Source organism: Cellulomonas sp. P24, assembly GCF_024704385.1.
In the GTDB taxonomy this organism is placed as follows: Bacteria; Actinomycetota; Actinomycetes; order Actinomycetales; family Cellulomonadaceae; genus JAJDFX01.
Genome location: NZ_JAJDFX010000002.1, coordinates 1,312,355 through 1,337,199, shown reverse-complemented (window position 1 = coordinate 1,337,199; position 24,845 = coordinate 1,312,355). Strand labels below are relative to the sequence as shown.

At 70.1% G+C, this 24,845-nt stretch carries 24 protein-coding genes; 12 read left to right on the top strand and 12 right to left on the bottom strand.

What is annotated here, in order from left to right; genetic code table 11:
• Positions 1–47: 47 nt before the first annotated feature.
• Positions 48–452 (bottom strand): DUF302 domain-containing protein, encoded by a 405-nt coding sequence (locus LJB74_RS06225; RefSeq protein ID WP_259307721.1) that lies wholly within the window; start codon positions 450–452, stop codon positions 48–50.
• A 428-nt stretch (positions 453–880) separates the two neighbouring features.
• Here LJB74_RS06225 and LJB74_RS06220 point away from each other — a divergent pair, with 428 nt between their 5' ends.
• From LJB74_RS06220 to LJB74_RS06180, 10 genes are all read left to right on the top strand, one after another.
• The gene (locus LJB74_RS06220) at positions 881–1,153 is read left to right on the top strand and encodes a hypothetical protein (RefSeq protein WP_259307720.1); all 273 of its coding nucleotides are present in this window, start codon (positions 881–883) and stop codon (positions 1,151–1,153) included.
• The gene (locus tag LJB74_RS06215; protein WP_259307719.1) at positions 1,153–1,764 is read left to right on the top strand and encodes a sulfocyanin-like copper-binding protein; all 612 of its coding nucleotides are present in this window, start codon (positions 1,153–1,155) and stop codon (positions 1,762–1,764) included. Before LJB74_RS06220 ends, LJB74_RS06215 begins: the two co-directional genes overlap by 1 nt.
• Positions 1,765–1,902: 138 nt before the next feature.
• Positions 1,903–2,616: a response regulator transcription factor gene (locus LJB74_RS06210; protein ID WP_310650821.1), complete on the top strand. Its 714-nt coding sequence runs from the start codon at positions 1,903–1,905 to the stop codon at positions 2,614–2,616.
• Positions 2,617–2,692: 76 nt separating this feature from the next.
• Positions 2,693–3,847 (top strand): cell wall metabolism sensor histidine kinase WalK, encoded by a 1,155-nt coding sequence (locus LJB74_RS06205; RefSeq protein ID WP_259307718.1) that lies wholly within the window; start codon positions 2,693–2,695, stop codon positions 3,845–3,847.
• Positions 3,848–4,029: 182 nt separating this feature from the next.
• Complete coding sequence (locus LJB74_RS20825; RefSeq protein WP_396125125.1) at positions 4,030–4,365, top strand: heavy-metal-associated domain-containing protein; 336 nt, start codon at positions 4,030–4,032, stop codon at positions 4,363–4,365.
• Complete coding sequence (locus LJB74_RS06200) at positions 4,362–7,187, top strand: heavy metal translocating P-type ATPase (RefSeq protein ID WP_259307717.1); 2,826 nt, start codon at positions 4,362–4,364, stop codon at positions 7,185–7,187. The genes LJB74_RS20825 and LJB74_RS06200 overlap by 4 nt, the downstream gene beginning before the upstream one ends.
• An 89-nt stretch (positions 7,188–7,276) precedes the next feature.
• Complete coding sequence (locus LJB74_RS06195) at positions 7,277–7,558, top strand: metal-sensitive transcriptional regulator (protein WP_259307716.1); 282 nt, start codon at positions 7,277–7,279, stop codon at positions 7,556–7,558.
• Positions 7,559–7,643: 85 nt separating this feature from the next.
• Positions 7,644–10,043 (top strand): cation-translocating P-type ATPase, encoded by a 2,400-nt coding sequence (locus LJB74_RS06190; protein ID WP_259307715.1) that lies wholly within the window; start codon positions 7,644–7,646, stop codon positions 10,041–10,043.
• Positions 10,044–10,056: 13 nt separating this feature from the next.
• Positions 10,057–10,986 carry a DMT family transporter gene (locus LJB74_RS06185; RefSeq protein WP_259307714.1) on the top strand — a complete coding sequence of 310 codons (930 nt, stop codon included), beginning with the start codon at positions 10,057–10,059 and terminating at the stop codon, positions 10,984–10,986.
• A 520-nt stretch (positions 10,987–11,506) separates the two neighbouring features.
• A complete protein-coding gene (locus LJB74_RS06180) occupies positions 11,507–12,640 on the top strand; it encodes a prolipoprotein diacylglyceryl transferase (protein WP_259307713.1) in 1,134 nt (377 codons plus the stop codon).
• 158 nt (positions 12,641–12,798) lie between these two features.
• On the opposite strand, the gene LJB74_RS06175 is transcribed toward LJB74_RS06180, so the two are convergent.
• From LJB74_RS06175 to LJB74_RS06140, 9 genes are all read right to left on the bottom strand, one after another.
• Positions 12,799–14,322: an ABC transporter permease gene (locus LJB74_RS06175; protein WP_259307712.1), complete on the bottom strand. Its 1,524-nt coding sequence runs from the start codon at positions 14,320–14,322 to the stop codon at positions 12,799–12,801.
• Positions 14,319–15,014: an ATP-binding cassette domain-containing protein gene (locus LJB74_RS06170; RefSeq protein ID WP_259307711.1), complete on the bottom strand. Its 696-nt coding sequence runs from the start codon at positions 15,012–15,014 to the stop codon at positions 14,319–14,321. Before LJB74_RS06170 ends, LJB74_RS06175 begins: the two co-directional genes overlap by 4 nt.
• 462 nt (positions 15,015–15,476) lie before the next feature.
• Positions 15,477–16,169 (bottom strand): isoprenylcysteine carboxylmethyltransferase family protein, encoded by a 693-nt coding sequence (locus LJB74_RS06165; RefSeq protein WP_259307710.1) that lies wholly within the window; start codon positions 16,167–16,169, stop codon positions 15,477–15,479.
• Positions 16,166–16,384 (bottom strand): hypothetical protein, encoded by a 219-nt coding sequence (locus LJB74_RS06160; protein ID WP_259307709.1) that lies wholly within the window; start codon positions 16,382–16,384, stop codon positions 16,166–16,168. The genes LJB74_RS06165 and LJB74_RS06160 overlap by 4 nt, the downstream gene beginning before the upstream one ends.
• 34 nt (positions 16,385–16,418) lie before the next feature.
• Positions 16,419–17,003, bottom strand: coding sequence for a DoxX family protein (locus LJB74_RS06155; protein WP_259307708.1), 585 nt, complete (start codon positions 17,001–17,003; stop codon positions 16,419–16,421).
• Between the two features lie 1,390 nt (positions 17,004–18,393).
• Positions 18,394–18,684, bottom strand: coding sequence for a M15 family metallopeptidase (locus LJB74_RS20820; protein WP_396125124.1), 291 nt, complete (start codon positions 18,682–18,684; stop codon positions 18,394–18,396).
• Entirely contained in the window at positions 18,600–19,841 is a 1,242-nt protein-coding gene (locus tag LJB74_RS06150; protein ID WP_259307707.1) for a redoxin domain-containing protein, read from the bottom strand. Before LJB74_RS06150 ends, LJB74_RS20820 begins: the two co-directional genes overlap by 85 nt.
• Complete coding sequence (locus LJB74_RS06145) at positions 19,838–20,797, bottom strand: cytochrome c biogenesis CcdA family protein (RefSeq protein ID WP_259307706.1); 960 nt, start codon at positions 20,795–20,797, stop codon at positions 19,838–19,840. Before LJB74_RS06145 ends, LJB74_RS06150 begins: the two co-directional genes overlap by 4 nt.
• A gap of 14 nt (positions 20,798–20,811) precedes the next feature.
• Positions 20,812–21,156, bottom strand: coding sequence for a glutaredoxin (locus LJB74_RS06140; protein WP_259307705.1), 345 nt, complete (start codon positions 21,154–21,156; stop codon positions 20,812–20,814).
• 167 nt (positions 21,157–21,323) lie between these two features.
• Between LJB74_RS06140 and LJB74_RS06135 the strand changes: the two genes are divergently transcribed.
• Entirely contained in the window at positions 21,324–22,055 is a 732-nt protein-coding gene (locus LJB74_RS06135) for a response regulator transcription factor (RefSeq protein ID WP_259307704.1), read from the top strand.
• Positions 22,056–22,108: 53 nt separating this feature from the next.
• Entirely contained in the window at positions 22,109–23,188 is a 1,080-nt protein-coding gene (locus LJB74_RS06130; RefSeq protein WP_259307703.1) for a cell wall metabolism sensor histidine kinase WalK, read from the top strand.
• A gap of 30 nt (positions 23,189–23,218) precedes the next feature.
• Here the strand turns inward: LJB74_RS06130 and LJB74_RS06125 are convergent, their stop codons facing one another.
• Together LJB74_RS06125 and LJB74_RS06120 are read right to left on the bottom strand one after the other, a co-directional pair.
• A complete protein-coding gene (locus LJB74_RS06125) occupies positions 23,219–23,911 on the bottom strand; it encodes a response regulator transcription factor (protein ID WP_310650820.1) in 693 nt (230 codons plus the stop codon).
• A gap of 143 nt (positions 23,912–24,054) precedes the next feature.
• Entirely contained in the window at positions 24,055–24,774 is a 720-nt protein-coding gene (locus tag LJB74_RS06120) for a PspA/IM30 family protein (protein WP_259307701.1), read from the bottom strand.
• Positions 24,775–24,845: the final 71 nt, after the last annotated feature.

Here is a 24,845-nt window from a genome sequence, read left to right as displayed (position 1 = left end):
TCAGACTTGGGTATCGGTGCGACCACTGGGTTGGGATGCCCGAGCGTTCACGAAGTTGGCGACGGAGCGAGACTGCGAAGGGCGGCGACCAGCCGTGAGGCGGCGTCGGCGGCGACTGGTCGAAGGTCGTCGTTGCCGGTCACGGTGACCATGACAGTCGGGTCCAGGGCCTCGACCGTGGTGCGGCCCGCGCCTGCAGCGCGCACGACCACGTTGCACGGTAGGAGCAGTCCGATCGACTCCTCGACCTGCAACGCGCGGTGAGCCAGCGGTGGATTGCACGCGCCGAGGATGACCTGGGGGTCGATGTCGACGTCGAGCTTCGCCTTCATCGTGCCCGCCATGTCGATCTCGGTCAGGATCCCGAAACCTTGCGCGGTCAACGCGGCGCGCACCGCCGCCAAGGTCGTCTCAAACGCCTGGTCCAAGGTGGTGGTGATGGCATAGCTCATGACGTGATCCTCTCGATCGGTTGGGCGATGGGTGTGCGGCTCAGGCGGGCGGTCCGTATCGGACCGCCCGGCTGAGCGAAGACGAGCGCGTGCCCGCCCCGCCATCAACGGCTGTCGCGGGCGTCCGGAACGGACGTGTGGCGCTGGCAGCGACTGCCCGCACGGTGTGGTCGACCTGGGTCGCGGTGGAAATGTGGCCGATCTCGGCCATGCGGAGCACCCCCCTCGATTGTTCGCGCCCCGATTCCGGCACGACTCCAGCCTTTCGCGCCGACCCGTGGATCATGGTGAGGAAACGACAGAGATTCGACAGAGACGACACGTTGAGCACCTTCGTCGGATCTTTGTCGTTCCTCGGTGGGTTCGTCGCATCGGAGCGGGAGGCTGAAGTCCTACCGAAGACGAACATACGAGAGAGGCAGACGGACATGATGGGTTGGTATGGCGGGGGTGCCGGTGGCAGCGCGTGGATCTTCATGGGGCTGTTCTGGGTGGTTCTGATCGCGGCGATCATCTGGTTGGTGGTTCGCCTGCTCCCGTCGAACGCGCACCCCGGCCACGCGGGCGAGGTGTCGCAACCGGTCCCGGGTCAGGAGTCGCCCGTGGACATCCTGGACCGCAGGCTCGCGTCGGGCGAGGTGGACCTGGAGACCTACCAGCAGCAGCGCGCAGCCCTGATCGCGGCCCGAGGCGGCCGGTAATGGCACGCACTGCCACGGCCAGGGGAGGGCGGGGATGGCTGATCGCGGCCCTCGCCGCCGCAGTCGCGGCGCTGCTCGGCTCGGTGCTGGTGGCCTCGGCGTGGGCTGGGGCCTTCGGGTCGGGCACCGCGGCCAGGTGGGGGATCGGGTCAGGTCCTGCGGGACTGTCCAGCGGTTCGTCGCGCGGGGTTCCGGCCCTCCCGGGGACTGTCGTGAACGTGTCCCTGGTGAACATGGGCGGATCCATGATGGGTCAGCGCACGATGATGGGCGGGTCCATGCGGTTGAGTGCTGACCGCGCGAGCGCCCCGGCGGGCACCGTGTCGTTCGCGGTGACCAACGTCGGCAGCATCGATCACGAGCTGGTCATCTTGCCCCTGGCGGACAACCAGCAGGTCGGTGCGCGCCCGATCGGTCCGGACGGGAAGGTCGACGAGGCCGGCAGCCTCGGGGAAGCGTCCAACACCGGGGGCCAAGGCGCCGGTCAGGGGATCCGCCCAGGCGCCTCGGGGTGGGTCACCCTCACCCTCACGCCGGGGCACTACGAGCTGGTCTGCAACCTGCCCGGGCACTACGGCGCCGGGATGTACACCGAACTCACCGTCTCCTAGCCCCGCGTTCGTGCGCAGGCGCCGCGGTTCGGTGCGAGCTGACCGTGCGCGACCACGAGGAATGGCTCACACATGCACGGAGAGGGACTGGGAATGATGGCACCCGAGGGGCCGACGACGGATGCGGGCCCTTCGGGTGTGCCCCGCATCCGGGCACTGGTGGTCGACGACGAGCCGTCGTTGGTGCGGGTCGTTGCGGCCTATCTCCGGCGTGAGGGGTTCGACGTCACGACCGCCGGTGATGGGCACGAGGCGTTGCGTGTGGCTCGTCAGGTCCACCCGGACGTCGTCGTGCTGGACGTGATGATGCCCGGGATCGACGGGACTGAAGTCTGCCGTCAGTTGCGGACGTTCAGCGACGCCTACGTGATCATGCTCACCGCGCGGGCCGAGGAGATCGACACCCTGGTCGGCCTGTCGGTGGGTGCCGACGACTACATGACCAAGCCGTTCTCCTCGCGGGTCCTGGTCGCTCGTATCCGCACCATGATGCGCCGCCCACGCGCGGACGCCGCGCAATCTGACGGCGCGGGATCCCCGGAGGCCGCCCCCGTGCGCCGGTTCGGTGAGCTGAGCATCGACCCGGAGGCGCGCGAGGTGTGGTTGGGCGAGCAGATGGTCGTCCTGACCCCCATCGAGTTCGACCTGCTGAGCACGCTCTCCTCGCGTCCGGGGACCGCGTTCAGCCGCACCCGGCTTGTCCAGCAGGTGTGGGGACCCGCATGGTTCGGCGACGAGAGGATCGTGGACATCCACCTGGGGCACGTGCGGCGCAAGCTCCGCGACGACCCGGGCGCCCCGCGCTACATCCGCACGGTGCGGGGAGTCGGTTACCGGATGGGCGCCGGATGACGTCACTGGCCGCGGTCCGACTCGCCGCGGCGCCTGGGGTGAACGTGGGGCCCGTGGGTCGGCCGGGTGGGTATCGGTGAGAACGCGTCGTCGGGGCAGGGGCCGCACCCCGTTGGGGTTCGTGTGGCGGTTGATGGTCTCGCTCGGGCTCGTGGTGCTCGCCGGCGGAGTGACCGTGCTCGGTGTCGCCCTGGGCGTCGCGCCCACAGCGTTCCGGTACCACCTGCGGATGGCGGTGGGCGGACCTCTCGACCCGACCCTGCTGATGCAGGTGCAGGACGCGTTCGCGAACACGATCCTCACCTCTTTGGGGGTGGCCGTACCGGTGGCGATGATCACCGCGTTCGCCGTGACGTGGATCGTGGCCAGGCGTCTGGGGCGCTCGGTCGCCGTTGTGGCCGACGCGGCCGATCGCATCGCCCGGGGCAACCTGCGCGTGCGCGTCCAGGCCCCGGCCATCGGCCCGGAGTTCACCCAGCTCGCCGACGCGTTCAACGCCATGGCGGCCCGGTTGGCAGACACCGAGACCATTCGCCGGCGCTTGATCGGAGACCTGGCCCACGAGATGCGCACCCCGATCGCGTCGCTGGAGGCCACGGTGGAGGCCGTGGTCGACGGTGTCCTGCCACTGGATGCGGTCACGCGGGCGACCTTGATCGACCAGGCCGATCGCCTTCGCCATCTCGTGGCCGACATGTCTGCCGTCTCGCGGGCCGAGGAGCGACAGCTGGACCTGCACGCCGAACCGGTCGAGCTGGGCGGACTGGCGACCGACGCGGTCGCCGCGGCCCGAGCCCGCTACGTCGCGGCAGGGGTGCAGCTGGACCTGCGGATCACTGATCGGGCAGCTGTCGTACGGGTGGACCCGCACCGGATCACCGAAGCCGTCGCCAACCTGCTCGACAACGCACTGCGACACACCCCCGCAGGGGGCGCGGTCCACGTGGTTGTCGCCACCGATCCGCGTGGCGCCGTCCTGGAAGTCGTCGACACCGGGTCCGGGTTCGATCCGGTCGACGCCGAGCGGCTCTTCGAGCGCTTCTACCGGGCCGATGCCTCCCGCACCCGGTCCTCGGCAGGCAGCGGGATCGGTCTGACCATCGCCCGGGCAATCGTCCAGGCCCACGGGGGCACGCTGACCGCGGCAAGCGAGGGACCCCGCACGGGGGCAAGGTTCCGGATCCACCTGCCCGCGCACCAGCACGTGCGTGCGCACAACCTTTCGGGGTGATCCCCGGGCCTTCACGCGTCGGCGGCCCGCCGCGGCCCGTCCGCGCCAGGCCGCCGGTGTCTTCATCGAATCTTCAGGGATCCGGCGTCCAACGGACACCTGCCCGGTCTTGACTGGCACCAGATACCCCAACGGGGTATCCAGGGGCGACCGGGACGACGCCGAGCGCAAACCTGCGAGAGATGGACGGGGGATCGATCGTGACGACCACGCGGTATGACGTCGAAGGGCTGACCTGCGGGGACTGCCTCGCGCAGGTGTTGGAGCACGTGCACGACGTGGCGGGGGTGACCCAGGTCAAGGTCGACCTCGTTCGTGACGGGTCGTCCTCAGTGACAGTCACCTCCAGGCCGCATGTCGGCCTCGGGCAGGTCCGCGACGCGGTCGGTGAGGCGGGGTTCGCCCTCACCGGGGCCAGGACCCGAATCCGGGAGCGCACCCCGGCGCCGCCCGTCGGCGATCACGAGGTCAGGCACGGTTCGTCTGGTCACAGCGAAGGTGGAGGTGCACGGTCATGAACATCGGCGACGTGGTGATCATCGTCGTGGCCGCGGCCCTCACGGGGCTGATGGCCTGGTACTTCTTCGGACCCAAGACCTCGCGCCGGGCGCAGCTCGACAACGGGGTGCAGGTCGTCACGGTGACGGTCAAGGGCGGGTACAGCCCGGACGTCATCCAGGTGGTCCCCGGGGTGCCCGTCAGGTTGTTGTTCGACCGCCAGGAGTCCGGCGACTGCTCCTCGCGGGTGGTCTTCGCGGACTTCAAGGTCAACCAGACCCTTCCCGCGTTCGAGACCACGGCGGTCGAGTTCACCCCCGAGGTTCCCGGTGAGTACGGGTTCGCGTGCGGGATGAGCATGCTGCACGGCACCCTGCGGGTGGTCGGCGACGCCCCGTCGCCGGAGGTCGCGGCGCCCGGTGGTGTGGAGGCACTCATCGCGGCACTGGGCGAGCTGCACGACGACAGCCCGGACGAGGTGATGGGCGGGTCACGGGTCCAGGCCCTGGACGGTGCGATCGATCCGGTCACCGCCTCCGTCGTGGGCGGTGGAGGTGACCCGTTGGGTGCAGCGGCAGCGGCGGAGGCTGCCGATGCCGAGGAGCGGGAGCGAGACGCAGAAATTGCCGACCTCAAGCGGCGGGTGATCCTCGGCGCGGTGCTCACCGCGCCCGTGCTGTTCGCGGTGATGCTCACCGACCTGGCCGGAGTCACCTGGGTCCCTATGCTGTTGATGAACAGGTGGTTCCAGCTCGCGCTCATCACCCCGGTGATGGTGTGGACCGGGTGGCCGATCCACCGCACCGGGTGGCTTGCGCTGTCTCACCGCACCGCGGACATGAACTCCCTGATCACCCTGGGCACGATCGCGGCCTACAGCTACAGCCTCGTCGTCACGATCGTCCCCGGCGTGCTGCCCGCCGACGTCCGGTCGGTCTACTACGAGGCTGTCGGGGTGATCGTCACCCTGATCCTCCTCGGGCGACTGTTCGAGACGCGAGCCAAGGCGGGCACCGGCGAGGCGATCCGGACCTTGATCGGGCTGCAGCCACGCACCGCCCGCGTCGTCCGCGGCGGGGTCGAGACCGAGATCGACATCGACGCGGTGGTGCTGGGTGACGTCGTCGTGGTGCGCCCAGGAGAGAAGCTTCCCGTGGATGGAGTGGTCGTCGAGGGTCGGTCGCCCGTGGACGAGTCGATGGTCACCGGTGAACCGATCCCGGTCGTCAAAGCGGCAGGTGACACCGTCATCGGCGCCACGATCAACCAGACCGGGACCTTCACCTACCAGGCGATGAAGATCGGCGCGGACACCATGCTCGCGCAAATCATCAAGCTGGTCCGCCAGGCTCAGGGTTCCAAGGCCCCGATCCAGCGACTGGCGGACAAGGTCTCCGGCTACTTCGTGCCGGCGGTGATCGCGTTGGCGATCTGGACCTTCGTCGTCTGGGCGCTGGTGGGTCCGCCGCCCGCATTCGTCTTCGCCCTGGTGGCGGGGGTCTCGGTGCTGGTCATCGCCTGCCCGTGCGCGCTTGGTCTGGCGACACCCTTGTCGATCACGGTCGGCACCGGCAAGGGCGCCACCGCCGGGATCCTCATCCGGTCGGCCGAGGCCCTGGAGACCGCGCACAAGCTCGACACCATCGTGTTGGACAAGACCGGCACGATCACCAACGGCACCCCGGTCCTGACCGATGTCCTGCCCGCACCCGGTTTCACCTCCGAGGAGGTTCTGGCGCTGGTCGCGGCCGTCGAGGTCTCCTCCGAACACCCGTTGGCCACCGCAATCGTCGCCGGCGCCAAGGAACGTGGCCTGGCCCTGACACCGGCGACGGCATTCGACTCGATCACCGGCCAGGGCGTGCGGGCCCTCGTCGCAGGCAGGGAGGTGCTGGTGGGCAACCGGCGCCTGCTATCCGGAGCCGGCATCGACGCCGGCGTCCTCGAGTCGGAGTCCGCGCGCCTGGCCGCCGACGGCAAGAGCCCCATGCTCGTGGCCGTCGACGGGCGCCCCGCCGCCGTCGTCGCGGTGGCCGACACCATCAAGACCGGCTCGGCCGCAGCCGTGGCGGCGTTGCACGCCCTGGGGATCGAGGTCGTGATGATGACCGGTGACAACCGGGCCACCGCCGCCGCCATCGCCCGCCAGGTCGGCATCCGCCGGGTCCTGGCCGAGGTGATGCCGGAGCACAAGGCTGCCGAGGTGCGCCGACTGCAGGGCGAGGGGCGCGTGGTGGGCATGGTCGGCGACGGCGTGAACGACGCCCCGGCGCTGGCGCAGGCCGACGTGGGCTCGGCGATCGGCACCGGCACCGACGTGGCCATCGAGGCCTCGGACATCACGTTGATCTCCGGGGCCCTGTCCGGGTTGGTCACCGCGATCGACCTGTCACGGGCCACGATGCGCAACATCCGCCAGAACCTGGTGTTCGCGTTCGTCTACAACGGGATCGGCATCCCGATCGCCGCCGGCGCGCTCTACCCCGCCTTCGGCCTTCGGTTGAGCCCGATGATCGCCGCAGGTGCGATGGCGTTGTCGTCACTGTCCGTGGTGGCCAACGCCAACCGGCTCCGCAGGTTCACGCCGCGGGCCATCGATGACGACGTCCGGGTGCCCACCACCGACCCGGTGGTGGAGATCGGGCGCGATGAACACCAGGAGGACACCATGTTCGGAAAGTCGAGCAAGACCACCGATCCGGTCTGCGGCATGGGCGTGGACCCGGCCACGGCCGCCGCCAGCGCCGAGCACCACGGCACCACCTACTACTTCTGCTCCACGGCCTGCGCCGCGACCTTCAACTCGGATCCGCACACGTACGCCGGCGCCGCGACATCCTGAACCCCGACCCGCCGGGGGAGGAGACATCCACCCCCGGCGGGTGCCCGCCACGCCAGGACGCCTCAGCTAGCTAGGGAAGGAGGACCGTGATGACGGTGGACCGATGCCCGACGAGCGACCTGCTGAACCGGCTGAGTCGCATCGAGGGTCAGGTGCGCGGGATCGCCCGCATGGTCGAGAAGGACACCTACTGCATCGAGGTCTTGACGCAGGTCTCGGCAGCCTCCCGAGCACTGCAGTCGGTGGCCCTGGTGCTGCTGGAGGACCACATGAGTCACTGTCTGGTGGACGCCGCCCGGACCGGGGGGCCCGAGCAGGACGCCAAGCTCAAAGAGGCCTCGGCCGCGATCGCCCGGCTCGTGCGCAGCTGAACCGTGCACATCGACCAGCGGCCGCCAGGCACCACGACCGTCCCGGCACGTTGGCCGGAACCGAAGTCCTGAAGGGACGCTGGACATGTCAGCACGCACCGTCGTCTTGCAGGTGGGCGGATTGCACGGGGCCACCTCCGCCGCCGTGGTGGAGCGCACCTTGCGCCGTCGCCCCGGGGTCCTCGCCGTGGAGGCGAACGCCGTATCGCAGACGGCGAACGTCACCTACGACCCTGACCGCACCGATGTCGCCGAGCTGTCCGGTTGGGTCCGAGACTGCGGACTGCACTGCGCCGGGCAGTCGGTGCCCGAGCACTCGTGCGACCCGATGGCCGAGCCGCCCACGCCAGCCAGCCACGCGGGCCACGACGCGCACGACGCCCACGGCGGGCACGACGCCCCGGTCGGTTCTGTGCATGAGGCGATGGGGCATGGCGGCGGGCACGGCGCGATGACGATGGCGGACATGGTCCGCGACATGCGCAACCGGTTGGTGGTCGCGGCCGTGCTCTCGGTGGTGATCGTGCTGTGGTCTCCGATCGGGCGCCAGGTTCTGGGTTTCAGCGTCGCCGCGCCGTTCGGTCTGCGCGACGACGTGTTCTCCTTGGGCCTGTCGGTGCCGGTGGTCTTCTACTCGGCGTGGATCTTCTTCGACGGCGCGTTCCGGGCCTTGCGCGCCAAGACGCTGGACATGATGGTCCTGGTGGCGGTGGGGGTGGGTGCCGGTTGGCTTTACTCCCTGGTGGTGACCCTGACCGGTGGCGGTGACGTCTTCTACGAGGCCGCCACCGTGCTGACGTCGTTCGTGCTGCTGGGGCACTGGTTCGAGATGCGCGCCCGGGGAGGGGCGAGCGACGCGGTGCGAACCCTGCTCGAGCTCGCCCCGGCGAAGGCCGTCGTCGTCCGCGGCGGGCAGTTCGTCGAGGTGCCCACCGCGGAGGTTCAGGTCGGTGACCTGCTGCTGATCCGGCCCGGGGCGAAGATCCCCGTGGACGGGGTGGTCGAAGACGGTGAGTCTGAGGTCGACGAGTCGATGGTCACTGGGGAGTCCATGCCGGTCGCCAAGACACCCGGGCTGCCGGTGATCGGCGCCTCGATCAACACCACCGGGACGTTGCGGGTTCGGGCCACGAAGGTCGGCGCGGACACCGCACTGGCGCAGATCGTGGCCATGGTCCAGCAGGCGCAGAACTCCAAGGCCCCCGGGCAACGACTGGCCGACCGGGCCGCATTCTGGCTCGTCCTGGTGGCGCTGATCGGTGGCGGGGCGACGTTCGGGGTCTGGCTGGCTGCCGGTGCGAGCGTGCAGACAGCGATGCTGTTCGCGATCACCGTCGTGGTGATCACATGCCCCGACGCACTGGGTCTGGCGACCCCGACGGCGATCATGGTGGGTACCGGTCTGGGTGCGAGGCGCGGGGTGCTGTTCAAGGACGCCACAGCCCTGGAGACCTCGGCCCGGATCGACACCGTCGTGATGGACAAGACCGGCACCCTGACCAAGGGTGCACCCGAGGTCACCGACGTGATCGCCCAGGACATGAGCCAGGACGAGATGCTGGCCCTGGTAGCGGCGGTTGAACGCGAGTCCGAGCATCCGTTGGCCCGGGCCTTTGCCGACCTGGCCGCCAGCCGAGGCCTTGAGACATTGACGATGACCGATTTCCGCAACGTTCCCGGCCAGGGTGCCAGCGCACAGGTGGACGGACGTCGCGTGCTGGTCGGCAACGCCCGGCTCATGGCGGCCGACGATGTCGACCTGGGCGACCTGGCGCAGCGTCGTGACGAGCTGGCAGCCTCTGGGCGCACTGCGGTCCTGGTCGCTGTGGACGGCCGTGCCACGGGAGCCATCGCGCTGGCCGATGCGCCGCGGGACACCGCTTCCGCCGCGGTGGCTGCCCTTCACGAGTCCGGGATCGACGTGGTCATGCTCACCGGGGACAACGAGGCGACCGCCACGCGCATCGCCGACCAGCTCGGTATCGACACCGTGATCGCCGAGGTCCTGCCCGGGGACAAGGCCGCCAAGATCGCCGAGCTGCAGCGGTCCGGCAAACGGGTGGCAATGGTCGGCGACGGCGTCAACGACGCCCCGGCCCTGGCCACGGCAGACGTGGGCATCGCCATCGGCGCCGGGACGGACGTCGCCATCGAGACCGCGGACATCGTGCTGATGCGCTCGGACCCGCTGGACGTGTCCGTCGCGTTGCGCGTCGGGCGTGCCACGGTGCGCAAGATGCACCAGAACCTCGGCTGGGCCGTGGGGTACAACGCGATCGCCCTGCCGATTGCCGCCGGGGTCTTCGAACCCGCATTCGGGCTCGTCCTGCGACCGGAGATCGCCGCGTTGTCGATGTCCGGTTCCTCACTGATCGTTGCCGTCAACGCCCTGCTGCTCAAGCGTCTACGCCTGCCCACACCAGCAACACCCACGGGCCCGACATCGGCCACCACGGCCGTGCCCGCGCCGGCCGGGCTCCGGTAACGGACACCGTGCCGTGACCGCGACCACCGTGACACCTGGCACTGATGCTGCGAGCCCGGCTCCGGCACTCGGGCGCCCCCGCCCGCTACGGATGCTGTGGGTCACGGCCGTCTGGGGGGCGTGTTTCGTGGCCATCCAGTGGGGACTGCGCGATGCCCCGGTCCTGTGGTTCGCGGCCCTGCGCGCGCTGGTGGCCGGGGCGGCCCTGCTGGCTGTCGGCAGAAGCCAGCACCGCCCGGGACCGGTGGGTGTACGCGCGTGGGGCCTGATCGCGGTGCTGGGTCTGGTCAATGTCACCGTTGGCTTCGGGGCCATGTTCGCCGCGGCGGGCGGTCTGGCCACCGGGACGGCCGCGGTCCTTGCCAACGCCCAGCCGTTGCTGATCCTGTTGCCGGCGTGGTGGCTTTACGGCGAGGCCGTCTCGCGCCGCACGGCCGGGGCGCTCGTCGTCGGGTTCACCGGCCTGGTGCTGGTCGCCGTGCCTGGGGGAGGCGGACGCGGGGCGGCACTGTCGTTGCTGGCCGCCTCAGCCATCACCGCCGGCACCCTGCTGTCGCGCCGGCTGGGGTCCCTCGACGTGATCGGGGCCAGCGGATGGCACTTCGTGATCGGCGGAGCTGTCCTGGCAGTGGTCGCCGAAGCCGTCGAGGGGGCGCCCGTGATCGCCTGGACGCCGCGGTTCATCGCCGTGCTCGCGTTCTTGTCTCTGGTGGGAAGCGCCGCGGCGTTCGTCGCATGGTTCACCGAGACCAGGCGTGCACGGCTGGACGCCCTGAGCGCATGGACGTTCCTGACCCCGGTCGTGGGGATCGTGCTGGGCGCTGTCGTGCTGAGCGAGCGGACGTCGGGGTGGACCGGGGTCGGCCTGGTCGCAGTGCTCGTCGCGATGGGGATCGTGCTCGCGCCCGGCCGGCACCGACCCGCACCGGGTCCGACGCCGTGAGCGGCGCTGGTGCACGCGCCTGATCGAGAGTGCGCCGGTGGACTGGCGATAGTCGTGTGATCGTGCAACCGCAGGGGTGGCCCTGGGCGAACCTTCAGGGAATCTTGACCGCGCCTCGGTCGGATGTGCTGCGTGCGCGGACGAACCTGGAACTCGCCGCAGCGGTCGGCCGTCCGCACCGCGTGGCCCGGTCCACCACGACCCCTGGAGGGTTCCGATGCCCGCGACGTCACCTCGTCCCTCACCGAAGATCGCCCGACCCGGCGCCGGCCTGCTCGGGCCCGAACCTGTCGCCGAGCGCCGCGGTGGCTCCCTCCTGACGGGGAACATCCCGGCTGAGGCAGCTTCGCACCCGACCGGGACCGCCCGCCTGCGAACGGGCGCGCGACCACAGGGCACGCGCGTTGACACCCCTATTCCGCTCAGACGCCACGCGCTCAGGCCCGGGGAGTCCAGCCCGCGGCCCAGCGGCCCCGACTCGGCGGAGACTGCCACCGCGATCGAGCGCACCGCGCTCGACGTGGCTGTTCCGCGGTTGGCAGCCATCGCCGGCGGGTCCGGTGCGGGTTGGCCCCTACAGTTCATCACGCCGGGCTTCGAGTCCCTGTCCTCGCAAGAGCCCCAGGCGATCGGCCTGACGTACTGGTTCGACGCGGCCCCGAGCGGGGACCCCTATCCAGTGACCGTGCGGTTCATCGGGGTCCGCCTGGACGTGAAGGGCAACCGGGGACCGAAGGACACGTTCCAGGAGCTCGCCACGATGCTCCACGTGCAACCGGGCAGCGGACGGGTCGCACTGACCCACCGCGTGCTCGACAAGACGCCCGGCCGGTGGCAGGTCACCGCGCACGCGATTGCCGGCGCCCCGCAGGACGGTGGCGCGGCCCGGACGCAGCCGGTACCCCTGGCGAGCGCGACGAACGTCGGGGTTTCGTCCTACGCCCCCATGACACAGCTGCGTGCGCCCGGGGTTGTCTTGGGTGCGTGGCCGGCCCTGGTAGGTACCGGGGTGCTCGCCGCGCTGATCATGGAGTCGGTGCTCGCGGCCGGGCGCGGACTGCCCGTCACCCGGGTCCTGCTGGTCGCGCTGGTCGCCTGCCTGATGGGGTTCCTCGGGGCGAAGGTCTACTACCGGGTTACCCACCTGGAGGAGAAGCGCCGGCTTCTGAGTGTCGGGATGAGCATCCAGGGGTTCGTCCTGGCGGCGATCGGGACCTTTGCTCTCGGGGCCGCGCTGAGTGGGATCCCCGTTGGCGTGCTGCTGGATCTGACTGTTCCGAGTCTTCTGCTCGGTCAGGCGATCGGACGCCTCGGGTGCTTCTTCGGCGGCTGCTGCGCCGGCCTGCCGACCGCCTCGCGATGGGGGCTGTGGTCCTCGGACCGTCAGATCGGTGTGCGCCGCATCCCGGTCCAGCTGATGGAGTCCACCCTGGCCGCCGTGCTGGCCTCGGCAACGCTCGTGGCCGTCCTGGTGGGGCGCCCGCACGTGGACGGCGCGGTCTTCCTCGCCGGCTTCGCACTGTACGTGGTGGGACGCCAGCTCCTGTTCCCGCTGCGCGGCCTACCGCGCAAGACGACCCACGGACGCCAGATCACCCTGGTGCTCGCCGGGATCACGTTCCTCGCCGCGCTGACCGTCGGGCTGGTCGGCTGACCGAACCCGCGCGGTACGGTCCGCAGGCGGGCAGCACCACGCGCGGCCGGCGAGAACCCGACCGCGGTGGCGGGGAGCGCGGCAGGTTGCGGCGATCAGGTGCCCGCCCGCGAGGGTCCGGTCCGGGTCCCGACGGGACCAGATCGGCCCGCTTGTGGTCAACGACGGGCGCGTCGGCTACCCGCACAGGCCGCCGGCGCGGCGGGTGCTATCGCGTGGCGGTAGGCCAGCGCGACCCCGACGCCAAGGACGAGGAGCCAACCCAGACCGATGAGCAGGGGCACAGTCTCCTCGAAGCCGCTGGTGAACGCTCCGTCGAGCAGGACCCGCGACGCGCCGTAGCCGGGTAGCCAGGTGGCCAGCGTCGTGGGGGTGGGGTGGAGCATCGGGCTCTGCACGATGCCAACGTCGAGGAAGGGGAGCACGAACGCCATGAAGACGCCGCCGACTCGCCCGAAGACCCGGGCGAGCAGGGCGCCGACGAGGGCGTAGGTCATTGCGATGAGAACGCTCGCTGCGACGTAGGTGAGCCACCGGGTGGCGTTGAAGACCTGTGCAACGGTCGCGACGGACACGGCGGTCGCGGCCAGCACCGTCAGGGTGAGCACGCCCAGGCGGGCTCCCAGCAGCGCGTTCGGCCTCAGCCCGGCGAGGGCGACGCGTCGATCACTTTCGCGGCTGTCGAACAGGAAGAACAACCCGATCAGCGCTGCCAGTGAGGCGATCGCGAGGGGGGCCATGGTGGCTGCGTGCACATCGGGCATCGGCAAGGAGTGCGCGATTCGACGGCCGTGCTCCTCGAGCGTCACGGTGATGGGCTTGTGTGGGGTGACCGCCACGGAGCCGAGGATGAACACGACCGGCACGAGGACGAACAGCGCCCACTGGGCCGGGTTGCGTCGCGCGTCGCGCCGGGCCATCTGGGACGCGGCTACGAGCTGCCCGGTTCGTGCCCGGGACTGGCGTCGGGCGTGTCCGCGGGCGCGACCGGTACGCGCCGAGACGATCGCCCACGAGGCAAGCACGGCGGTGAGCGTCCACGCCAGGGCCCAGGCGAGATCTCCTCCATGGCTGCTGTGTCCGGACGGGAGGCCCACCATCCACAGCGTGACGAAGTGAGTCGGTAGGCCGCGCGTGGCGACCCGGTCAGTCGCACCGATGGCGGGTCCGAAGAACACGTCCAGTATCCAGACGAACAGCACGATGACGGTGCCGTTGACCGGGTTGCGGACCACAGTGCCGACGGTGGCGCCAATCGCGAGGTAGATGATCGCGGACATCACGGTGCCGGCGATGACCGGGACCGGGTCCTCGATGCCGGTACGGGCGGCCAGCGCGACCAGGGCGGTTGCGCTGGCGAGTACTGCCAGGGCCAGGCCTGTCAGGAGCCGAGCGAGCACCAGGCGGGAGGCCGGGAACCCGGCGATGACCACGCGCCGGTCGGTGTCCCGGGTGGCGGCGATCTGGAAGTACATCGCGATGCCGGCCAGGAACGCGGCCGCCCAGGCGGCCGTGACGGTCTGCACAGCCGATCCGCTGCCGCCAAGCAGCTTCGCGAAGTCGGCCAGGCTTGCGGCCACGACCACGACGAACACGACGGGGACCACGACGAGCAGCAACACGTTGACCGGGTTGCGGGCGTAGTCGGTGAGGAAGCGCCGGACAAACACCAGCACGGTCATCGCGCCACGGCCCGTCCGTCCTTGAGGTCGACGATGCGGTCGAACCGGTCTTCGTCGACCACGAAGTGGCTGACGACGAGAACTGCGCGACCGGCCTGACGGCGGTCGGCGACCAAGCCCCAGAACTTCTGGTATGTGTCCCAGTCGAACCCGGCGTACGGCTCGTCGAGCAACAGCAGATCAGGGTCCGCGAGCAGCGCGAGCCCGAGGTTGACCTTGGCCAAGGTTCCGCCCGACAGACGCTCGACTCGGGTATGGGCGTAGCGGGCGAAGCCGAGCCGGTCGTAGATGCCCTGGCGGGACACGCGGGCCTGTTCGTCGGTCATCTGATAGGCGCGCGCGAAGAGCTCGAAATGCTCATCTGGCGTGAGGCGGGGGTAGACAAGGGGCTGTTGCGGGCAGTACCCCAGCGTGCCGGTGCGGACCACCGTCCCGGCGTCGGAGGCCTGCGCACCGACGAGGATTCTCATCAAGGTGCTCTTGCCGGACCCGTTCTCCCCGACCAGGCCCACTACCTCGCCGGCAAGCAGGCTGAGACTGGCCCCGCGCAACACCTCCTGACGGTGCCGCAGCGGCCACATACCGCGCCCGTACGCCTTCTCAATCCCAGTTGCGACGAGCAGCTCAGACGGTGATTCGCCGCCGGCCTTCGAAGCGGTCACTCCAGTGACCGCGAAGCGGGTTGTCGTCATCGCGTAACCTTTCGACGCCAGGCGCTGGCGCACGCACCGCGTGTCCGGGGCAAGGTGCGGCTCGATACCCGGCAGGTACCCCACCGGGGTATATGCAGAGTAGGGCGGCGATCATGTCGTCCCGACCTCGAAACCACGAAAATCTGGTCAAGATCGGCGCTGGCCGGCTCGTGGCCGGCGTAGCCGCATCGGCGACCACGGAGAATCGCCGCCGCGCCGGGGCAGGATCTGAATCACCGGTCGACCGACCCCGGCATCGTCACAAACCGCGGTAGGTCCGCTGCCGGCGGCAATCGTGGGCCACGGAGCTGCTGGCCGGGCTCGAACCGGAGATGCGCCAGGCCGTGGTTGGCATGGCGCACACGGTCGTCGTCAGACTGAGCCGGGTCGGTGCAGTGAGTTCGCGGCCTGCACGTCCTGGCGGTGGACCTCGCTCTGATCGCGATGCGGCACCGTGTGGCGTCAGTTCGGTCTCGTCGCTGGGGGAGCGGCTGAGACAGCCACGGGTCGTGCGGATTTTGCGGGTGCGATAGGGCGGGGGCGCCTGGGGATGAACGGGTTGACCGTGGCCGCGTACGCGGTCCAGGCCTGGCCGAAGGCTGCGGCGACCTCACGTTCTTCGTTGCGCGCCAAGCGCCGGTAAACCACGGCGAGGACCGGGAACATGACCAGGGTCGGGATGGTCGGCCATTGGACGAGTAGGCCGAGCATGACGAGCAGAAAGCCTGCGTACTGAGGATGGCGGAGCCAACCGTAGGGTCCGGCCGTGGCGAGCTGGTGGTCGCGGGCGGCGGCGAACAGGTGGCGCCACGCGACGGCGATCAACCAGAACCCGCCACCGATCATCGCGTAGGACGCCAGGTGGAAGGGGCTTGCGTGCGGGTCGCCAGTCCACCCGATCAGGTCGTTCCACAGGTGCCCGCCGGCGTGGTCGGCGCGTAGCAGCGGGAACCGGGTCCCCAACGGGCCGGCCAGCACGTAGACGGTCAGCGGGAAGCCGTACATCTCGGTGAACAGCGCCACCAGGAACCCCGTGTAGGCGCCCATCGCGCGCCAGTCGCGCCCGCTGCGCGGGTGAAAGAAGCTGGCCGCGAACACCACGAAGATCGCGGTGCTGATCAGCACGAGCGGCCACAGGCCGTATCCGCTGCTCACCGCGGACCCGCGGTCCGGTTCGTGTCCGGCCCCTGGTCACCCGGCGAGGGCAGCTCGTGGTCGCCGTGTTCGCCGCCATGGTGCTGCCCGGCTCCCGCGTGACCGCAGCCACCGCCGTGGCCGCCCGCGCCGTGCGTGCGGTGGCCCAGGTGCATCACGGCCATGGCGCCGATCAGCACGACCCACAGCCAGTTCGTTGCCAGAAAGGTGAGCATGACGGCCTCCGTGAGACGTCGACGGGCGCGGGTGTCAGTGGGAATGGTGGGAGGTGGCGAGCGAGTCGGATCGCGAGGTGTCCGGCACCGGGCCTGCGGGGACGGGCCCGGGGTGCGCGGCGGTGTCGGTGTGTGCGGCGGTGTCAGGGCGCGCCGCAGAGTCGGGGTGGTGGTTGTGGGCGCCGACCTCGGCGAGCCAGTGCCACCAGCTGATCCGTCGCTCCAGCCACGTGTCGACGGCGTACCGGCTCGGTCCCTCGTCGTAGCTGAAGCTGAGCAGGGCGACGAACACCAGGACGTAGATGATCGCGGTGCCGATGTCACTGGAACCTGACGTGTACGGACCACCGAAACCTTCGGCGGTTCCCCAGATCAGCATGCTCAGGACAATCGCACCGACGTAGGTGATCTTGCGGGCGAACCCGATGATCAGCGCCACCGCGATGAGGGTCTCCAGGACGGCGACGAGATAGGCGAAGAATGTTGTGTACGGATGTTGCACGTTGGTCCAGAAGTCGAACCACGGCTTCGTCCAACCCGGCTGCCCGTTGGCCTCTCCCATGATCGTGTCCATGTAGTCACCCCTGAAACCCGGAAGCCACTTCAGGACGGCATCCACGAGCCAGATGAGACCAAACCCGACCCGTAGCCCGATCTTGGGCAAGTGCGTACGCGGTGGTAGAGCCGACGAACCCTTCATGTCGATCACCCTCGATCCATTTCGATTTTCCCCGCCGGTCCTTCCGGCGGAGGTGTGCTGCCTGTGGTCTGCGCCGAGCGCGGAGCGCGACGTCGGCGGGCGTGCTCGACGCGGACGATCGATGCCCGTCACGATGGGCACCAGGCGGCCAGTGCGCGCATCGCCCGCAACGTCGGGGCGCGCCGCGTGGCCCGGGAACAGCGCGCATCCAATGGACGAGCCGGTGGTCGGGTGGAATCCTGGCCCGGATGCGCAGAACACCATCGCGCGGGCGTGCTTTCGTCATCGACCCGGTGACCATGACTGGCCCTGCCCATGGCCTGCCTCCCTGTCGTGACTCTTGCCTGCGGTGCGAAGTCGCGACCTTCGGGAAAGCCCGCAATATCGCGAACGGTCTGATCGTGGTGTTGACGCTGACATCATCGGCAAGGAGCACCGCTTGCTCGTCGGGCGCCTGTAGGTTCGGTTGCTCTCACCTCGAGGATGATCGTCAGACCCGTGCAAATGGGTGCAGAATTGACGAAGAAGCCCTGAAGTCCGGCGACGTCGTTCCCGCGCCCGCCGGGGTCGCGCACCGATTTCGTTCTGACCGCGAGCAGTTGTCGCGAGGGCCACACGAACCGCCATTCCTGACCGGCCGACGCTGCCCGCCACCCCGGCCCACTCACGTTCGCCGGCCCGACGTTCGCACCCGGAGAGCGCGCGCCGCAAGCCGACCGCGCTGTTCGCCCGTGTCGCAGCTCGTGACTTCGACGGCAACGTCCTGGGCGCAGACGCTCGGCACCGTCGGACGGTTCGCACACGAGGAGATCCCCGTGCCAAGCGAGCAGGTCCGAGAGCTTCGCGCCGTCGTTGCCCAGGGGCCACGCAACTGCGCGGACGAGACCGCGCAGACGCGTCCACCTGTTGCACCACTGCGCGGTGATGGACGGAGCGACCGCACGGCATCGCGGACGACGCCAGGGGGGACGGTGATGGCCGCGGCCACCGGTCGAGGGCGACCGGCGCCAACCCCCGGGTGGTGGGCTGGCGACGGCAGGCAGGGGGCGCGGGCGGGGCGCTGCTGGTCGCGACGCGAAGTTTCATCCGTCCCGCGCGCAGACCGCGCCCACCACGACATCCTCGAAGTGACCCGCCCGGTCTCACGCGGGCGCCGGTACGGATCTGTGGCGTCCACATCGGGGCGCTCGACATGGGCGGTGAGCACCCGTCGGCGGTGCGGGCGTCGCGCAACCATGGACCTCGAATCGGGCTCGACGGCTGCCCGTGCATGGGCGGAGAGCCTGCACGGCGCGAGGACCCGGCGGGGTCACCGTGTGGGCGCGCTGGCGGTCATTCGTGCCACTGCGGAGGTGTACTCCCAGTGCCAGGGTTCGTAGGGTCCGGCCCCGCCGCGGTGGGCCCAGGGCGGGTTCGCCCAGCCGAAGGCGGGACCGTTCTCGTCGAGCCACGCACCGGACGTCCCGGTGTAGGTCGCGGCGCAGAAGTCGATCGCCAGGCCCCATCCGTGGTTGCTCAGGCCCGGGGGGCCGCCTTCGACCCCAGGCTGGCGCGCAGGGCGGCCTGCTTCTCCAGGTCCCGGTATCCCGAGGTCAGGCACATGTCGGTCCCGAACCGGGCCCGGTAGGCGTCGTCGAGGGCGTAGAGGGTCACGACCGCGTCTGCGCGGTCCTGGTAGGGGCGCTGCCACAGGTCGCACAGCTCGGACGGCGGCAGCTGCCCGTTGCGATCTCCTCCGATCACGATGCCACTGCACCCGGGAACGGCGTTACGGGCCTCGGAACGCGACGCGCGCTCCAGATTCGACAAGGGGCGCTCGACCATGGCGGTGGGGACAGGCGGAGCGGGCGTCGACGCGGTCAGGGCTTCGAGGGTTGTCGGCCAGGACGGTGTCGGTGAGCCCGCTTCGGCGCGTCCGGTCGAGCCGACCGCGAAGGCCGTGATCGAAGCCACGAGCGTCCCTGCCAGCGCGGTCCGCACGAGCGTGAGGGCGATCCGGTGTCTCTTGGCGCGTGGGCGCCGCCGGGGGCGTGGCGGGCATGGGGCAGGCGGCGCGGCGGTGGGATCACCGCGCCGCCTGGTCTGGGGGGACGCGTGCCGGTGGCGCGGGAGGCGGCTCATGCCTTCAGTCGCGAGGTCGCCTCGCTGAGGAGCTGTTGGGGGGTCGAGCCACATCGAGGGGTACTCCGCGCTCCACAGCTGGGTGCCGGTGGGGCCGATGAGGACGAACGAGTGCCCGGGCAGGCCTGGGTGCATGCCCTTGCCGAGGGCGTCGTACTCCTGGGAGACGGTCCCGTTGTCGAGCAGGACGGGGGTGGTGACCCCGGCGGCGTCCAGATCGGGCTGAATCTCGGCCCGGGTGTTCATGACGATCGGCAGCACGGTCAGGTGTGCCGCGTCGAACGCGGCCTTGTCCTTCTCGATCGCGGCGATCTGGGCGCTGCAGGGAGCGCAGCCGGCACCCTCGCTGAAGTACAAGATCACCGGGCGCCCACGGAAGCTGCTCAGGCTCACGGTGGTGCCCGTGGTGGTGGGCAGGGTGAAGTCGGGCGCCACCCGTTGCGCGTCGGACGCCGCCGAACGTGAGGTCAGCATGCCGAAGGTCACCAGGGCGGCGATGACGACCAGCGCCCCGGTCCACGACAGGAGCCGGCGCCGGCGCCGGCCGCGTTCGGCCTTGGCCCGGGCGAGCGCCTGTGCATGCACGATCGAGGCGCGGTCGGTGAGGTTGCGGCGCTGCGCGCTGCGCGAGGTCATGACCGGTTCTCCTTGGATGCGGCTGGGGTCTGCGCCGGCGAGGACCGGTCGGGGAGCGAATCGGTGTGGTGGTCCGCCGGGTCATCGGGGTCGGGGTCGTCGCGACCGGCCGGTGGGCGGCGCCGCAGGGTCGCCACGACGAAGACCGCGGCGAGCGCGAGCAGCCCCAGACCGAGGACCGCCTCGGGGACGGGCGCCAACCACACCTGGATGCGTTCGAACCCCCCAGCGAGCCCGCGACCAATGGCACCCTGCACACCCGACCCACCGGACATTCCACCGGTTGCGGCCAGGTAGAACACGACCACGCCCATGACGGTGAACGCCGCGGCGACTCCGAGGTTCAGCGTGTTGGTCACCAGCACGCGCCCGGCGGCCCGCAGCCGAACCGGGCGCGGGCGCATCCACCGCCGCTCGGCCAGGTGCGCCTTGTCCCAGACCAGCGCCATCACGAACAGGGGGAACACCATCCCGAACACGAACGCCAAACCCAGCAGCAGGCCGCCGGCGGCCGAGCCCGACAGCGCTGAGAGCGTCATGACTCCGGCGAGGACCGGCGCGCAGCAGCTCGAGGCGATCCCCGAGAAGACACCGAGCGCGAAGAAGCTCCCGGTGTCACCGCGGGCGGTGTCGGGGGCGGCGATGAACGAGGGCAGCGACCACATCCGACCCGACAGCGACAGGATCGCCAGGACGATCATCAGGACCCCACCGGCGAAGTACAGTGCGCCGTGGTAGTGCGCGATCGCCCCGGCGAGCAGTCCCACGCCCAGGGTGATCGGCACCAGGACCAGGGCCAGGCCCGCCGCGAACACGAACGTGAACGGCAAGAGCCGCCAGCGGCGGTTCTTGACCGCCACCGCCAGGTAGCTCGGGGCGAGGAACACGATGCAACAGGGCGCGAACAACGCCACGCCCCCGGCGAAGAAGGCAGCCAGCACGCTACCGGTGGTCAACAGGCTTCCCATCGTCAGCTCGCGACCCACGAACCGTCGCCGGAGGAGGCGTCCTCGGCGGCAGCAGTGCTGAGAACGGCGAGGAGCTTCTTGCGCGGCAGTCGCCCGGCGCTGAAGAACTGGCCGTTCACCAAGACCAGCGGGCTCATCGCCGGGCGGTGCCGGGCCGTCAGACGCAGGCCTTCGGGCGACTCCAGCTCCACGATGCGCACGCGGATCGGGTACCGGTCGGCGATCACCGTGAGCGCGAGCTCGGCATCGGCGCAGTAGTGGCACGCGGGTGTGCTCACGACGGTGATGTCCACACGTGTCGCCGCGAGCGGTGGTTCGCTCGCAGGTTGAGGCGACGCGCCGGTCATGGGTCCTCCGAGTGTGTGTTGGGCGTGGCGCCAGGTGCGCCGCCGGTATCCAGCCTCGGATGACAGTCCGGCACGGCCTCCGGAGTCTTGATGAAGATTCGATGAAGTCCCCGCCCGGCGCCGCTGGTGTTGACCTGCGGGCCTGCCGGAGGCATCACGATGGGGGCATGGCCAATCCGGGTACTGCGTCGACGTCTGCTCCAGCCCTCAGGACCCGGGTGCTCGTGGTGGATGACGAGGTGCCCCTGGCCCGACTGGTCTCCGGCTACCTGGAGCGAGACGGGTTCGACGTCGCCACCGCGACGGACGGCCATGAGGCGATCGCGCAAGCGCGCGAATGGGACCCTGGCGTGATCGTGCTGGACCTGGGGCTGCCGGGGGTCGACGGCATCGAGGTGTGCCGGGTCGTGCGGACCTTCTCCGACTGCTACATCATCATGCTCACGGCGCGCGTGGAGGAGATAGACAAGCTCATCGGCCTGTCCGTGGGTGCGGACGACTATCTCACCAAGCCGTTCAGCCCGCGCGAGCTCGTCGCCCGGGTCAAGGCCATGCTGCGCCGGCCCCGCCAGGACGACACCGGCGCCGAGACAGCCGACATGACCGTCGGATCGTTGACGATCGACCTGCTCGCCCGGGAGGTGCGCCTCGCCGGGGAGCTGGTCGATCTGACCCGCACCGAGTTCGACGTCCTGGCGGTGTTGGCGACCCATCCGCGCATGGTCTTCTCCCGGGTCCAGCTCATCGAGGCGGTGTGGGGAGCCACGTGGGTCGGTGACGAGCACCTGGTGGACGTCCACATCGCTCACGTGCGCCGCAAGCTGGGTGACGACTCAACGGCGCCGACGTTCATCCGCACCGTGCGGGGTGTGGGGTACCGGATGGGCCCGGGGCAGTGACCGACGGTTCGCCACGCCCCTCCAGGCGACGCGACCTAGGGACCCGCCTGCTCGTGGCGATCGTCGTCGTGGTGTTCGTCGGGGCTGCGACTGCCTGGGTCGTGGCCGCCGGTGTCGGGCCGGCGATCTTCCACGCCCACATGGCTCGCGCCGGTGCGGTGAGCCCGGAGGTCACCGTGCACGCCGAGCGCGCATTCCGCACCGCCTCCGCTCTGTCCCTGGCGCTCGCTCTGGCCGCTGCCACGCTCACGTCTGTGGTGGTCAGCATCTTCTTGACCCGGCGCATCACCCTCTCGCTGAGCCCGGTGATCGCCGCGGCCCGGAGGGTGGCAAGGCGCGACTACACCGCGCGGGTCCCGCCGGTCGGGATGGGCGCCGAGTTCGACGAGCTCGCGGACGCCTTCAACTCCATGGCCACCGACCTCGGCCGGATCGAAGCGACCCGAACGCAGATGCTCGGTGACCTTGCCCACGAGATGCGCACCCCGATCGCCACCCTGGGCGCCTACCTCCAGGCGATCGCCGAGGGAGTCGAGCATGCCGACCCGCCCACCCTGGGCATGCTCCGCGACCAGGTCGGGCGCTTGCTGCGTCTGAGCGAGGACGTCGCTCTGGTCACCACCGTCGACGAAGGCCGCCTGACGATGAGGCGCACTCCCACCGCGATCACGAAGATCGTCACCGACGCGGCCGCTCAGGCCGCGACCCGGTGCGCGGAGCGTGGCATCGACCTCGACGTTCGCATGGCGCCGATCACCTCGGGCGTGATGGTCGACGCGGACGCCGACCGGCTCGGGCAGGTCCTGACGAATCTGCTGGACAACGCCGTTCGCCACACCCTGTCTGGGGGCGCGGTTCGCGTGATGGTCGACCGTGTCGGGGCCCGCGTGCGGATCGTGGTGGCCGACGATGGCCAGGGCATCCCCTCGGAGCATCTGGCCCACGTGTTCGACCGGTTCTACCGGGTCGACAGTGCCCGTGACCGGGCTCACGGCGGTTCTGGGGTGGGTCTGTCGATCGCCAGGGCGATCACCGAGGCACACGGTGGGACGATCACGGTCCACAGCGACGGACCGGGCCGGGGTGCGGCGTTCACGATCATGCTGCCCGTCGCTGCGTCAGTGCGGGGGTGAACCGGTCGCCGGTCGGGTGATCGGCGGCGGTCACGGCGACGCCTGCCGGAGCAGGTATCCGACACCGCGCCGCGTGTGGATCAACGGTGCGACGGTGGACCCGTCCTCAGCCGTGATGCCGTCGACCTTGCGCCTCAGGTAGGAGATGTAGGTCTCCACGACGTTGGGGCTGCGGTCCCATTCACCCTGCCAGACGTCCTCGAGGATCTGCGACTTGGACACCACCCGACCCTGGTTGTGCATGAGGTACTGCAGGAGTGTGAACTCGGTGCAGGACAGGTCAACCCGGTGCCCCGCGCGGGTGGCCTCACGACTATCCTGGTCGAGCTCGAGATCGGCGTAGGCGAGTACGCCCGCGTCCGCACTCCCCGCATCGCACGTCCGGCGCAGGATCGCACGCATGCGCGCGACCAGTTCTTCGAGACTGAACGGCTTGGTGAGGTAGTCGTCGCCCCCGGCCGACAGGCCCGTGACCTTGTCTTCGGTCGTGTCGCGGGCGGTGAGGAAGACCACAGGGACGACCTGTCCCATCCGGCGCCACTGCCTGGTCACAGCAAAGCCGTCCATGCCCGGGAGCACGACGTCCATGATCACCAGGTCCGGGTCGAGCTGGCGCATGACCCGCAGGGCGCCTGCGCCGTCGGTGACGGTGTGCACCTCGAATCCGGCGAGCGGCAGCGCAGCCGCGAGCAGGGCGCGGCTGGTGGGCTCATTGTCGACCACGAGCACTCGTGCCCGTGGTGCGGTCGTCGCCCGAGTCTGGGCGGTGTCCACGGCGGAGACGGGCCGGCGTGCGGCGTTCGGCCCACCTGGCGCGTGGGCGAGGGACCCGTTCGCACCGCCCGCGCCAGGTGAGTGGTTCAGGTTCAGTTGGACCCTGCCTTGAGCGCCGCCAGTCGGGCTTCGATCTCGATGTTCTCGCTCGACGCGTCGAGCTCGGCGAACTGCGCGTCCAGGGAGGATCCCGCGATCTCGGCTTGCCCGGCGGCGTGGGCCTCCTCGCGGCGCACCGTCTCCTCGAACCGTGAGATCTCACTCGTCGGGTCGAGCACATTGATGGAGGACATGGCCCCCTGGACGCGGGACTGGGCCTCCGCGGTCTTCTGCCGGGCCACCAGGGAGTCGCGCCGGGTCTTGAGGTCGGCGAGCTTGTCCTTCATCGCGATCAGCCCGGCCTTGAGCTTCTCGACGACCACGGACTGCGAGGCGATCAGCGGCTCGGCCTCGGTGGCGTTGTGTTCGGCGGTGATCTGCTTGCCGAGCGCGAGTTTGGCGAGGTTGTCGAACTTCTGGGCATCGGCCGTGTTGCCCGCTGCGCGCATCTGGTCGGCGCGGGTGGAGGCCGCGGCGGCCTTCTGGCCCCAGTCCGTGGCCGCGGCGAGGTCAGCGGCGTGGTCCTGTTCGGCCAGGCGCAGGTTGCCGATGGTCTGGGCGACGGCGTCCTCGGCCTGGGCGATGTTGTTCGTGTAGTCGCGGATGAGCTGGTCGATCATCTTGCCTGGGTCCTCGGCGTGGTCCAGGAGGGAGTTGATGTTGGCTTTCGCGAGCTGGGTGATGCGGCCAAGGACGGTCTGCTTGTCTGCCACGGTGGTTCCTCTCATCGGTCGAGCTGTCGGACACTGATGGTGCAGATGGTGGGGGAGGGCCGATGCGGTCA